The organism is Mycobacterium sp. E796 (genome assembly GCF_001672815.1).
Taxonomy (GTDB): Bacteria; Actinomycetota; Actinomycetes; order Mycobacteriales; family Mycobacteriaceae; genus Mycobacterium.
On record NZ_LZKK01000280.1, the window covers coordinates 1 to 13,507 of the forward strand.

Sequence of the window (13,507 nt, forward strand, 5' to 3'; positions counted from 1 at the left end):
CGCCCGGACGTTTTCGTCGGCATCGCGGCGAACATGGCGCCCTTTCACGACGATCATCTGATCGCGTCGTGCGCGCGACTTCGGCGATCTCCAGGTCAAAGCACACCATCGGACCGATCCGTACCGCACCGACCTCGACGCAGGCCAACCGGTCACCCGCATCGAAGACCGACGATTCCACCCCGAACAGGTGCGTCTTTCGGTAATTTCCGGCGACCGACCCGGCGGCGTCGACGATCAGCATCGAGTTGTACAGGGTCCCGTGCTCGCCCCGCTCGAGATACCCTCCCACGAAAGCGGTTTCGGTGTCCGCGCAGATCCGGCGAATCGCCGACACCACGGTGCTGTCGAGGCCCACGGCCAGCGGCCCCAGGTGGCGCAACTGGTAACCCGTAAGGAAGAGCTCGGGAAAGACCGCGACGTCGACGTCGGACCGCTCGCCGAGCAGGGCCCCAACCCGTTCGACGTTGGCGTCCACATCGCGCGGCACGGGACTTTCCTGCACTATGAGGGCGCGCAACAGGTCCGGGCGGCCGCCGTTCATCGCCTGGTCGTCAGCCGTCCAGGCCGTATCCCGCGAGCGAAAGCCTGCGAACGCCATCATGTTCGACGACATAGTTGTCTTCTAGCTTGAGCAGCAGGAAGCGTCCGTCGACCTCGAGGCCCGTCTCCGGCTCCAGGGCGATGACGCTGTTCTCCACCAGCACCTGGTCGCGATCGGTCATCGATTCCCGGTAGATGGTGGGCAGTTCGCAGGCGCGCAGGCCCACGCCATGCCCGATGGCGTACGGGGTGGTGGGCAGCCCTTCCGACCGCAGGTACTCGTTCACCGCGTCATCAATTTGCGACACCCGCACGCCCGGCTTGGCGGCGTCCGCGGCGACCTCGTGCGCCTTGAGCAGCTTGGCGTACACCGACTTGATCTCCGCGCGGGTGTCGCCGCCCACGAAGCCGGTACGCGCGATATCGGAGGCGTAGCCGTGCCTGCCGTAGAGACCGATGTCGAAGAAGTAAGGATCGCCCTCCGCCAGCACCGTGCCCTCGGCAAACCAGCCGCCGTCTCCGCGTCCGTGGTTGCACAACGAGTGACTCAGAAACTCCGGCCCGCTTTCCTGCAAGCTCGCCATGATCGCGGCAAGCACGTCGTGGTCGGTCATGCCGGCTTGGGCGGCCTTGAAACCGGACTCGGCGCCCTGCGAATTGACGATGCTGGCGTCCTCGAGGAGCCGGATCTCGTCCGGAGTCTTGCGGACGCGCACGTCGTAGAGTTCGCAGCCGACCGGGACGAATTCCGCTGTCGGTAGCGCCGATTCGAGCCGCCGCAGCACGGCGGGATCGATCAGTTCGATCCCGACCTTCTTGGCGCCGCTGAGCGCACCGGCCAACCCCGCCGTCCACGTTTCCGGGTGCCCGACCATCGGTGCCCAGGACGGCATCGGATGGATCGCGCTGATCCACGGCAGTTCCGCGAGCGGATCGGCCTGCGTCCGGTCGACCCACGGCGCAAAGATCTCCGCCCGGCCGTCCTGGTCGATGACGGCGGCGAACCAGTCGAATGCCTCCGAGATGATTTGCGTGCGGTAATCAGTCGCGTAGCGGATGTGATCGAAGCCGGTCAACAACAGGTGCGACAGGCCTTGTCGCCTCATCAGATCGGCGATTGCTTCGCGACGATCGTTTCGCAGTCGATCCACATCCACGGCGGACCAGTCGTACATGATGACGGACTCCTCTTGAGTCGGACCGCGGATCACGAAGAGCGATCGCGCGTGGACGGGACGAGCAACAAACGCGGCGACGGATACCGACCATTTGCGTGCAGAAACGTTTCTTCACCAGTCGAAGCGCGCACCCGCTGTGCACTCGCGGGGTTGAGGCCATGATTGCAGAAACGTTCCTTCATGTCTACCCGGCCGGCGGAGTAAGACACGAAAACCGTTGGCGCCTGGCCGAAGCCGTCGGTTACACCGCCGACATATGGGAGAAATGGCGGCGACACGTGCCCGGCTTAGCGTTTCAGCAGATTCCCGAAGGGAGTCTGTGCCTAGGGTTCCGCTCGCGCGAGGTCTGGACCGAGGGGCACACCCGCACCGGGGTGCGGGCACACCAGGGGACAAAAGCCCGGCAGGATTGCGGAGCCTTCGCTCCGAAGTTGTCGGAGGGCAGCAATGCCTCTGGTCATCGTTCGTCGGTCGGCACATCGTCCGCACATTCCGGGACCGGTTGCGACATGAGGTGGGGCGAATGCACCTCGACACAGATCGGCCGGCTCAAGCTGGAGAATCGCATCGGCCTGGTTCCGGTGGGGGCCACCGAGCAACACGGGCCGCACTTGCCCACCGACACCGACACCCGGCTCGCACAAGCGATATGCGACGGTGCCGCCGCGCGCTGTGATGCCACGATCGTGCTGCCTGCCGTGCCCGTGGGGTGCAGCCTGGGACACGGGACGGCTTTCCCCGGGACGCTGTCGCTATTTCCCGAGGAGCTGACCCGGCTCCTGATTCGCATCGCTGAGTGGTCGGCGCTGAACGGTCTGACCCGCCTGATCTTCGTCAACGGGCACATGGGCAACGTCGCCGCACTCGGGGCGGCGACCGATCGAATGCGGTTCTGCCGCCCCGACCTCCGATCGGCCTGGGTCGATTGGTGGAACGCCAGCAATGAGATCGCCGCCGAGGTGCTGGCCGACGGCGAAGACATCCACGCCAACCGGGCGGAAACCTCGCTCGCGCTGCATGTGTTCCCCGAACTGGTCGATCTCTCCGCAATGTCCGGTGCGGACGACCCGGACCGCACCGACGGGCTGACCTTCCGGTACACCGCAGAAGTGCTGTCGAGCAACGGCGTCACGGGATGCCCGTCGCAGGCCACCGCGGCCCTCGGCGGAAGGCTCTTCGACGCGATCGTCGATGTTGTTGCCACCAAGGCTCTCAACGGAATCACCGAAGAGCCGCCGCTACCCCGGCCGCACAGCCGAACACCCGAACTCATTGGATTTTCAGGAGGCAGTTGATGGATACGGTCAACGTCGTCGAACCCGGCCACCGGGAGCTCGCGGAATCGCTCGCGGACCGCGGCGTGAAGTATGCCCTCGGCTCGTGGATCGATGTGCACGGCAGACCCAAGACAAAGGCGGTGCCCATCGATCACTTGCCAAACATGCTGGCCGGCTCCGAACGCTTCACTCCCAGGGGGATCACCGGTTTCGGCGCGATGGACCCGCACGAAGAGGAGTCCGTCGCGATACCGGACCTCACCACGCTGCGGCAACTGTCCTGGGACAAACGGTTTGTCTGGATGGCCGCCGACATCATGTTCGGCGGGACCGAGCCGTTCGATCAGTGTCCGCGCAGCATCCTGAAAGCGCAGTTGAACCGGGCGCGCGATCTGGGATTCGAGTTCAAGCTCGGCGTCGAGACCGAGGTCTTCGTGTTCAACCCCACCGAGCCGCCGGGAGCGACCGGTTACCTGGCACCGCTGGCCGCCAGCGGCGGCCTGAAACCCTCCCCCGCCTACGATGCCGAAGCCACACTGGATGCCGCGGAGTTCCTCGATGACTTTGTGACTGCCCTGCGTGACAACGACTTCGGAGTCTTCAGCTTCGATCACGAAGGGGGCGACGGGCAGTACGAGTTCGACTTCGAGTACGACGGTGCGCTCGAGATGGCCGACCGGATAACCTTTTTCCGCCTGATGATCCGCCAGATCGCCAAGCGGCACGGCCTCGCGGTCACGTTCATGCCCAAGCCTTACACCGAAGCGTGGGGATCCGGCCACCACTACAACATGAGCCTGGCGTCGTCCGAGACCGGTGAGAACGTCATGCGTGACCCCGCCGATCCGCGAGGGATGGGGTGGAGCGCAACGGCATACGCCTTCGTCGCCGGCCTCATGCGTCACGCCGACGCGCTTGCCGCGATCGTGACGCCGACGGTGAACTCATATAAGCGGCTCAACCCGAAACTGGCCGATGGCACGCCCTCGTGGGCACCGGTGTGGTCGGCCTACGGCGAACAAAACCGATCGTGCATGCTGCGGCTGCCCAAAAACCGTCCGGCGGTGGAAAACCGTGTCGTCGACTCGGCGGCGAATACCTATCTGGCGGCGGCGTTTTCATTGGCGGCCGGGCTGGACGGAATCGAGCGCGGATTGGATCCCGGGGATCCGGTGAACGTCGCGCTGATCGACACGCGGCCAGATCCCACCCGGAACGCCGTTCGGCTGCCGCGCAATTTGCTTGAGGCGACCGATGCTTTCGCCCGCAGCGAGCTTGTCGGGCGAGTCTTTCCCAAGCGTTTCGTCGACGAGTACATCGACATGAAATACTCGGAATGGCATTCGTATCACAGCACGGTGACCGATTGGGAGCGCGATCGCTACCTCTATGCGCTGTGAGGAGGGTTCACTGTTGACACAGACCCGGACACCGTCGACACGGTCGCATCACCGCAAGCGCGCGGTGCTACGTTCGACGGCCGCCGTGTTGCGCCGCCGCGGGTTCGACGCGGTCACAAGCCGATCGGTCGCCGAGGAGGGGGGCCTGCCGGAGCAGACCGTACGGGCCTACTACCCGTCGCGGGACGACCTGCGCGCCGCCGGGCTGAAGTTCATGCTCAACGGTTGGATCGAGCAGGCCAACGACTTCATCGAGCGGCTTCCCACGAAGCTCGACCTGGAGGAGACGGCTCGCCTCATCACCGAGGTCGCCACGGTGCATGCGGCCGAGGATGAATACTTCACGCGTGCAACGATCTCCAGTGTTTACGAGCGGTACCTGCAGGCGGGCAAGCACGCCGAGCTGACCTCGCTGATCGCCGCTTACAACGAAGTTCTGGCCGAATTGGTGGGCCATGTGCTGGCCCGCAACGGCTGGCGGGCCAGCCCCCGGGTGTGCCGCGCCGTTCTGGCGGTCGCGGACGGAACCGTCATCTACGAACTCGCGGCCGGGGAAAATCCGGTGCCGCGGGCGATTCAGATGCTCCAGTTCGCAATACCACAACTTTGCGCGTCCCCAGGCGATCACCAAACCCGATGAGAACTTCACCACGGAGGATGGCATCCTCTGTGGAATGAGCCCACCCCGTCGCGGACGCCCCAGGATCACCGATCAGCGCAGACCTGGTGACACGCCGCGGGAGGAGATTCTCGACGCCGCCGCCGAACTGTTCACCGAATGCGGGTACACCGCAACGTCGACGCGGGCAATCGCCGACGCGGTCGGCATCAGGCAGAGCAGCATCTATCACCACTTCGAGACCAAGGACGACATCCTCGACAACCTGCTGGTGCGCACGGTCGACGCGTCGGCGGCACTCGCGCGACAGCTGCTCAACCACCCCGGGTCCGCGGCGAGCCGCCTTTACGTAATGGTCTGGTACGACTCACACCAGCTGCTCGCCAGTCGGTGGAATCTGGGTGCCTTATACCAGTTTCCGGAGAGTCGGGGTACCAAGTTCCCCCACTTCGAGGCCCGCCGCGAATACCTCCGCAAGGGCTATCGGCAACTCGCGCGTCAAACGTGCGCCGACTCGAGCGCCTGGCAGCGGCGACCGAGAATCGAGACGACCGTCGCGACGGAATTACCGTTTCACTTCGTCGAGACGGCGATCCAGATCAGGCTCGATACCCCGGGATGGTTGGACAAGGTGGGGGCCGAGTGCATCGCCACCGGCATCGCCGACGCCTGCTTGCGCGCGCTGACCGCCACCAGCGGGGCGAGGCTGAAGGCGCAGGCCCTTCGCATACTCGACGAGTTGGTGACCTCGCCGGATGCCGGCGGAACTCAGGCCGACGTCGACTCCGCGGCAGAGTCCAGTGCCCGGAGGTAGCTCGGCCAATCCCCGTGCTGGGAGATGTCCTCGCCCTCTCGCCACGCGTCGAGGGTGCAGCCGAAGCCGACGACGTGATCCCCGTTGGCCAGAGTGACCGGGCCGAGCGTCATCGGCGCGGGCAGGGCCGAAAGGAAGTCGCCCAGCATGGCGGTGCCGACCAGCCACAGTTCGCCCCCGATCGCCACTCCGGCCTGGGCGCCGACCCGCACCAGGCCCGGCTTGGCCGGCGTGGTGTTGAGGCGAGCGAGCCGGTACAGCGGCGCGGTGGCGGCGGGTCCCAGCCAGCGGGCCCCGCGGTCGGTGAGCTGATGCGCCAAAGGCTGGTTGCGCAGATGCGCACCGACGACGAACAGTGGGACGGCGGCCAAGCCGGCCCGGACGGGCCAAGGGGCGCGGCCCGTGCCGGGCAGTGAGACCGCACCCGGGCGGGCCACCGGCTGCGTCGGGGCGATGACGAGGCGTGCCAGATCCAGCGCGACGGCGTCGGCCCCCGAACTGGCGACCACGGTCACGCCGAACTGTGACCCGTCGGCTGTGCCCGCCGGCACCGCAACCGCGCACAGGTCCATCAGGTTGCAGAAGTTTGTGTAGACGCCCAGCGCGGAGTTGACGGTGACGGGGTCGGCGTTGACCTCGGCTATCGTCGGGTGGCTCGTCGTGGTGGGAACCAGCAATGCGTCGCAGCCACGCAATTCGGCGTGTGCGGTCGCGGTAAGTTCGGTCAGCCGGACGCGGTCGGCGAGCAGGTCGGTGGCGCGGATCGCCCCCGCGGCCGACACGATCGCCCCGACCGTCGGATCCACCTCGGCGAGGTGGCTGTCGACGAATGCCCCGACGGCCTCGTGTCTTTCGGCGACCAGGCCGCCGTCATAGAGCAAACGGGCCGCCTCGAGGAACGGGGACAGGTCGATTTCCCGCAGTGCCACACCGTGTTCCGCAAGACGGTCGCGGGCATCGTGAAACGCCGACCGCCACGGCCCGGACAGTCCCGGCAGTTCCCGCGGGACGGCCACGGTGGCCTTCGGCGGCGCGGCCAGCGGCGCGTCGGGCGGAAACGGGCGCCCCCCACCGGCCATCACCCCCATCGCGGCGTCGGCCGTGTCGATGTCGCGCGCCAGCACTGTCACGCAGTCATAGGAGCGGCACGCGGGTATGACACCGGCGGTGGGCACCACGCCGGGCGTGGGCTTGATGCCCACGACGCCCTGCAGCGCCGCGGGCACCCGGCCCGATCCTGCCGTGTCGGTGCCGACGGCGATGTCGGCGAGGCCGAGCGCGACGGCGACCGCCGACCCGGAGCTGGAGCCGCCCGAGATGCGTTCGGGCCGACGGGCGTCCCGCACCGCGCCGTGGGGGCTGCGCGTTCCGACCAGCCCGGTCGCGAACTGGTCGAGATTAGTCGCCCCGAGGACGACAGCGCCGGCATCGCGTAACCGCGCCACGACAGGAGCGTCGGCGTCCGCCGGTGCGGTCGCGTACGCCGGACATCCCGCGGTGGTGGCCAGCCCGGCGACGTCGACGTTGTTCTTGACGGCGGCGACCAGCCCGGCCAGCGGCAGGTCCTTTCCCTGCGCGACGGCGGCGTCGACGGCCGCCGCCTCGGCCAGCGCATCGGCCATGGGCCGCAGAAAGATCCAGATCTCGGGCCGGTCGACGGCCTCGATGGCCGCATACGCCTCACGCACCCGGTCGACAGCGCTCATGCGGACACCTCCATGACGTCCCGCTCCGACAGGGGCGGCCCCACGACGACCAACGGGGTGCCTGGGTCGACCTGGTTGCCCGGCTCCACCAATACCCTTGTGACGACACCATCCGCGGGGGCGGTCACTACTGTCTCCATCTTCATGGCCTCCAGCGCCAGCAGGGACTGACCCGCCACCACATCGTCGCCGACCGCCGCGTCCACCCTCCACACGTTGGCGGAGAACGGCGCATCCAGCCGCTGCTCGTCGGGATCGAGCACCAGATCCACCGTGGCTGCGACAGAACGGGATTCGGCCCGTTTCGCCCGGTCGAACTCCCCCGCCCGAGCCCATGAGGCACGTTCGGCGGCGAAGGCGGCGCTCTGGAGCGCACGAAACTCCGCGATCGAGTCCGCATGATCGGCCAGAAAGCGCTCGTGGTCGGCCAGCGAAAAGGCCCCAGGGGTGATGTCGACTGAACCCCGGCCCGCGGCCAAGTCGGCGCGCAGGTCCAGCAACTCTTCGGCCGACACCGGATACCAGCTGATGCGGTCGAAAAACCTTAGCAGGCATGGGTTTTCGGACTCGAACGGCGTGGTGTGCCGGTAGCGGCTCCACACCTGGGTAGTCCGCCCCACAAACTGGTAGCCGCCCGGCCCCTCCATGCCGTAGATGCACAGGTACGCGCCGCCGATGCCGACGGAGTTCTCGGCCGTCCAGGTGCGTGCGGGGTTGTACTTGGTGGTCACCAGCCGGTGCCGAGGATCGAGCGGCGTTGCCACGGGCGCGCCGAGGTACACATCGCCCAGCCCCAAGGTCAGGTACTCTGCGGCGAATACGGTGTCCATGACATCGGCCTGCGACGCCAACCCGTTGACACGCCTGATGAACTCGATGTTGGACGGGCACCACGGCGCGTCGTCGCGCACACCCGACATGTACCGCGCGATGGCCTCCCGGGTCGCTGGGTCGTCCCAGCTCAGGGGCAACCGGACCGACCTGCTCGGCACGATGACATCCGGCGTCGCCGGCAGCGCTTCTTCCACTTCGCACAGCAGCCCGAGCAGCCGGTTGACCGAGAGCACGTCGGGGTCCACGTGCACCTGCAGCGACCGGATTCCCGGTGTCAGGTCCACTATTCCGGTTACGTCGCCGTCCCGGCGGAGCCTGTCCAGTTGGCGATGCAGGGCATGAACCCGGACACGCAGCGCGAGGTCGAGAACCATGTCGCCGTACTCGACCAGCACGTTGTCGTCGCCGCTGCGTCGGTAGGTGACCGAGGGGCCGCCGTCTCCGGCACGGCGGGCCAGCACCCCGTCGTCGCCGTCGCCCCCGGTGCGGGGCACGAAACCCGTTGCGCCACGCGCCCTTCCCACGTCCCGGCGGGATGGCACATCGGCGGCGCGGACCGGGACGAACCGGACGGTGTCGCCCGGGCGCAATTGCCCCAGTTTCCACCGGTCGGCCGAGGTGACGGTGACCGGGCAGACGAAGCCGCCCAGACTCGGGCCATCGGGGCCGAGCAGGATCGGGGTGTCACCGGTGAAATCCATTGCACCGACGGAATAGGCATTGTCGTGGATGTTCGAGGGATGCAGTCCGGCGTCCCCACCATCGGGGCGCGCCCATTCCGGCGTGGGCCCCTCGAGGCGCACGCCGGTGCGCGCCGAGTTGAAGTGCACGCGGTACCGGCTGCCGAAAATGGCGTCGATGTCGGCGCGGGTGAAGAACTCGGGCGCGCCGTGCGGCCCCTCGGTGACGGCGAGTTCCCAGTCGGACCGCAGCGCCGGGCGATCCTCGAGCGGCACCGCCACCGCGGGCCCGTTGTGCGGGGAATGGTTGGCCCGCAGCACGTCACCGGCAACCAGTGGACGCCCGCCGTGACCGCCGAACCGCCCGAGGGTGAAGGTGGACGCGCTGCCGAGATAGGCCGGCACGTCGAAGCCCCCGGCAACGAGAACGTATGTCCGCAAGCCCTTCTCGGCGGCACCGACGTCGAGCACGGCCCCCGCCGGTATCTCGACGGGCTCCCACATCGGGACGGGCGTCCCGTCCACCGTCAGTGGGCACTCGGCACCTGTGACGCACACCGTCGTCGGATGCGTCACGCGCAACGCCGGGCCCAACGATGTGCACTCGAGTCCCGGCGCTCCATCGGCATTTCCAAGCGCACGGTTGCCGAGACGGAACGAGAGGTCGTCCATCGGTCCGCTCGGCGGCACGCCGACGTCCCACATGCCCAGCCGCCCGGGCAGGTCCTGAACGGTGGTCAACAGGCCGGGACGCTCGACGATGATGCTGGGGCGCGGATCCGCGACGGCGGCGAAGGTAGCGGTGCTATGCGTGCCAGCTCGCACGTCGCGGTGATCCAACGCCGCGCGGGCAACGCCGATGTTCACCTCGATCCCCCGCACGTCGGTGGCATCGAGGGCGGCGACGAGCCGATCCAGCGCGGTGTCGCGGTCATGCGCTGCGGCGATGACTTTGGCCAGCAGCGGGTCGTACCACGCCGTGACGTCCGTCCCAGCCTCGACCCAGGTGTCGACACGGACATCGGTTCCATCGGCGAGACGGTCGGGGAACCTTACGGCAGTGAGCGTTCCGGTGCTGGGGTGGTAGTCACGGGTTGCGTTCTCGGCGTAGATACGCGCCTCCACCGCATGTCCCACCGTGGCGACGCCACCTGTCATGGCCCCGGGCGCCAGGTGTCGCGACAGTAGCTCCCGTTCGCCGCCGGCCAACCGAAACATCCAGGCGGGGAGGTCGATTCCGGTCACGGCCTCGGTGACGGGATGCTCCACCTGCAGGCGCGCGTTCACCTCGAGGAAGGACGCCTGCCTGCGGCGCGGATCGTAGACAAATTCGACGGTGCCTGCCGAGCGGTAGCTGACCGACGCCGCCAGCGCGCGGGACGACGAATGCAGCAGGTCGCGCAGTTCGTCTGTCAGTGCGGGCGCCGGTGCCTCCTCGATCACCTTCTGGTTGCGGCGCTGCAGTGAACAGTCGCGATCGCCCAGCGACAACACCCGACCGGTCCCGTCGCCGAAGATCTGCACCTCGACGTGCCGTGCGTCCTCGACGAAACGCTCCACGAACACGCCCGCCGAGCCGAAGCTGCGCTCAGCCTGCCGCGCCACGGGCTCGAACGCCGAGCGCAGTTCGGCGCGGTCCCGACACACCTGCATGCCGATCCCGCCACCGCCGCCGGTGGCCTTGAGCATGACGGGGTACCCGATGTCGTTGGCCGCCCGGGTCGCCGCGTCCACGCTGTCGAGCAGATCCGACCCGGGAAACACCGGCACACCCGCCGCCACCGCCGCCGCACGGGCCGTGTGTTTGGTGCCGAACACCCGTAGTTGGTGTGGGGTCGGGCCGACGAAGGACATGCCCGCGTCCTCCACGGCGGCGGCGAAATCGGCGTCCTCCGAGAGGAATCCGTACCCCGGATGAATCATGTCGGCACCGGCTTCGCCGGCGGCGGCAAGGATCGCGTCGATCCGCAAATAGCTTTCGCCGGGTGCTGCGGGGCCCAGTCGCACTGCGGCGTCGGCCATCCGGACGTGGGGCGCGCCGCGGTCGGCGTCGGAGAACACCGCAACCGTGCGCAGGCCCAGGAGCCTTGCCGAGCGCATCAGCCGGACGGCGATCTCCCCTCGATTGGCGATCAGGACCGTCTGCGCCGCGGTCACTCGCCGTCCGCCTGACCCGGTCGGGTCACAATCATGCGGACCGGCGTGGGGTCGAATGCGTTGCAGGGGTTGTTGATCTGGGGGCAATTCGACACCAGGACCAGCGTGTCTATGTCCGCGCGTAGCGCGACACGCTTGCCCGGCGCGGACAGGCCGTCGACGATGCCGAGCGCGCCGTCGGCGTCGACGGGCACGTTCATGAACCAGTTGATGTTGCTGGCGAGGTCCCGGGCGTCCAAGCCGTAGCGCGCACCTTCGATCAGGAAGTTCTCCATGCAGCCGTGCTGGGCCCGGGTGTGCTGACCGTAACGCAGGGTGTTGGACTCCTTGGAGCATGCGCCGCCGAGCGTGTCGTGCGCGCCCACCTCGTCGGCGATCACCGTCATCAACGCGGCACCGGTGTCCGCGCGCAGCACCGATCCGGTGGTCAGCGTGATGCGCCCTTGCCGCGCAATGGTTTCCGGCGCAGAGTAGCGGATCGAGGTGTCGGCGGCGGAATAGAGCAGGCAGTCCACCGCCTGGTTGCCGGCGAGGTCGACGATGGTGAGCACGTCGCCCGCGGCCACCACCGCCGACCACGCCGCGCGCGGAGCGACGGTCCGGTCGAGGACGAACGCCCCGTCCACGAGGGCTTCGGTTGGGTGGGTGACGGTCACTGCACTCCTCGGGCGGCTAGGTCGGCGTCGGTATTCGCGACGGCCTGTCGGTGCTCGGGGCCCAGGGGACCGATCAGCTGACCGGCCACCAACCTGTCGAGGTCGGGTGCGGCGGGCCACGCGTGAATCCGCAGGGGTGAACACGTGAATTCGGGCCTCGGGTCCAGAGGGTGAGCGGTGTTGGCGACCAGGACGATCGCGTCGACATGCAGAAGCAAATCGACGTGGGTGCCCGGCCCCGACGATCCCTGCCAAGTGAACGTGCCGTCCGAGCCGACGCGAACCCCCTGGAAAAGGGATAGCGACGGCGGCAGGTCACGTTGCGACAAACCGTGTTTGAGCGCTCCGAGCAAGAACAGCTGACGCCCGGCCGGAGACGCCGACTCGGGCGAGCCGGCCCCGTATTTCTCCTCGTTGCCCGCGAGCGTCGTGGTGCCCGTTAGGGCATCGTGGGCGCCCGACGTATCGGCAACGATCGTAGCCAGCACCCTGCCGAAGCCGCTCAGCAACGGGTGGCCGGTACCGAGGTAGGCCTGCCATGGGACCTTGACCGTATCGGCGATGTTGAGCCGCTCGTGGGGAGCGTCGGCCCGGTGCAGCAGCAGATGGGCGCACGCATTGCCGTCCGGGTCGGCCAGGCGGACTCTGGTGCCACGCGATAGAACGGCGGTGGTGTAGCCGCCCGGCGCCACCGTCTCCGACCACACCAACCGCCCGGCCGGTACGTCGGGCGGGCGGGTCGGGCTCGCGTCGGCGGGGATGTGGCGCATGAATTCCGCGGCACGTCCGTGCTGTGCCCGCGCGTGGGCACGGGCGCCCGCCGTGGTGGCGGTCTGCGACGCGCCGCCAACTTCGGTCGTGTCAGCGGTCACCGGAAACCTCTCGATCTGTCGGGGGCGGCGCTACCCCGAGCAATATCTATCGGATGATAGTTTTGTCTTCAACATTTAGCGCGCCGAAGGGCCTCGAGATCAACCGCAGATGGCCCGAATGCGAATTTGCTTACGCGAACGTAACATCCGACTTGCGCGCGGAGTCAGGGGTATGCGCAGTTGGCCGCCACAAAGGGTGTCGCCCCCACGAGAGACCAGTGTGGACAGTATGACTCACCCAGCCGACGCGTATTCCAGCACCGGCTCAGACGAGTCGACGTGACCGTTGCTGATGATCCGAAGCCGTTCCGGGCGGACCTCATAGCGAACCCCGTTAGCCGGATTGGTGACGTCGAATCCTCCCGAGGACGGCACCGCGTCGGTCAGCTCGATATTGGCGCCATCCCGGATGCGCTCGCCCCGATAGTAATAACTGCCAGGCGCGGTTTGGCACACCACCGCGAGTGACTGCGCGGTTCGCACTACCGCGGCGGGCGGGTTGCCCGGCTCACACCGCGCGGTATGGCCTACGAAGCCCAGACCGTCAGCGCCCTGGACGGGCTGCGACAGCGACGGCGTCTTCGTCGTCGACGGGGCCGGCGGCGGCGCAGCCGCGGTTTGAGGCGAGGCATTGTTACGGGTGCCGCCGAAGAGCACCAGCGTCACCGCGATGACCGCCGCGACAAACAGCAGGGCCGCCGCCGCCCCGGCGACGAGGACGGGCGCCCGCCCGAGAAGCGGATTGGCCGGCCGCTGGGGCCGCGGTGCGGG

Annotated in this window: 10 protein-coding genes and 1 pseudogene; 4 read left to right on the forward strand and 7 right to left on the reverse strand. The window is 67.9% G+C overall.

All coding sequences use genetic code 11. The annotated features are described in order from the left end of the window. Positions 1–616: carbon-nitrogen hydrolase family protein (locus A5706_RS21395; protein WP_304528404.1), on the reverse strand; the 616-nt coding region annotated here is incomplete at its 3' end. Beyond that, positions 555–1,718: a Xaa-Pro peptidase family protein gene (locus tag A5706_RS21400; protein ID WP_156767265.1), complete on the reverse strand. Its 1,164-nt coding sequence runs from the start codon at positions 1,716–1,718 to the stop codon at positions 555–557. The genes A5706_RS21400 and A5706_RS21395, both read right to left, overlap by 62 nt. 512 nt (positions 1,719–2,230) lie before the next feature. Here A5706_RS21400 and A5706_RS21405 point away from each other — a divergent pair. Genes A5706_RS21405 through A5706_RS35010 form a run of 4 tightly spaced genes read left to right on the forward strand, consistent with a single transcriptional unit; the run spans position 2,231 to position 5,831 of the window. After that, a complete protein-coding gene (locus A5706_RS21405; RefSeq protein WP_068134967.1) occupies positions 2,231–3,016 on the forward strand; it encodes a creatininase family protein in 786 nt (261 codons plus the stop codon). After that, positions 3,016–4,398 (forward strand): hypothetical protein, encoded by a 1,383-nt coding sequence (locus A5706_RS21410; protein WP_068134969.1) that lies wholly within the window; start codon positions 3,016–3,018, stop codon positions 4,396–4,398. The genes A5706_RS21405 and A5706_RS21410 overlap by 1 nt, the downstream gene beginning before the upstream one ends. A gap of 13 nt (positions 4,399–4,411) precedes the next feature. After that, positions 4,412–5,038 carry a TetR/AcrR family transcriptional regulator gene (locus tag A5706_RS21415; protein WP_197517922.1) on the forward strand — a complete coding sequence of 209 codons (627 nt, stop codon included), beginning with the start codon at positions 4,412–4,414 and terminating at the stop codon, positions 5,036–5,038. Positions 5,039–5,072: 34 nt separating this feature from the next. Further along, positions 5,073–5,831, forward strand: a complete 759-nt coding sequence (locus tag A5706_RS35010) for a TetR/AcrR family transcriptional regulator (RefSeq protein WP_068134974.1) — start codon at positions 5,073–5,075, stop codon at positions 5,829–5,831. On the opposite strand, the gene atzF is transcribed toward A5706_RS35010, so the two are convergent. From atzF to A5706_RS33770, 5 genes and pseudogenes are all read right to left on the reverse strand, one after another. Continuing rightward, positions 5,786–7,537 (reverse strand): allophanate hydrolase, encoded by a 1,752-nt coding sequence (atzF, locus tag A5706_RS21425; protein ID WP_068134975.1) that lies wholly within the window; start codon positions 7,535–7,537, stop codon positions 5,786–5,788. The genes A5706_RS35010 and atzF overlap by 46 nt on opposite strands. Next, the gene (gene uca / locus A5706_RS21430; protein WP_082964535.1) at positions 7,534–11,208 is read right to left on the reverse strand and encodes an urea carboxylase; all 3,675 of its coding nucleotides are present in this window, start codon (positions 11,206–11,208) and stop codon (positions 7,534–7,536) included. The genes atzF and uca overlap by 4 nt, the downstream gene beginning before the upstream one ends. Next, entirely contained in the window at positions 11,205–11,864 is a 660-nt protein-coding gene (locus A5706_RS21435; protein WP_068134979.1) for an urea amidolyase associated protein UAAP2, read from the reverse strand. Before A5706_RS21435 ends, uca begins: the two co-directional genes overlap by 4 nt. Then, on the reverse strand, positions 11,861–12,736 hold the full coding sequence (locus A5706_RS21440) for an urea amidolyase associated protein UAAP1 (protein WP_231985372.1): 876 nt from the start codon (positions 12,734–12,736) through the stop codon (positions 11,861–11,863). Before A5706_RS21440 ends, A5706_RS21435 begins: the two co-directional genes overlap by 4 nt. A 234-nt stretch (positions 12,737–12,970) precedes the next feature. Further along, positions 12,971–13,507, reverse strand: a pseudogene (locus tag A5706_RS33770) (serine/threonine protein kinase); the annotation flags it as partial.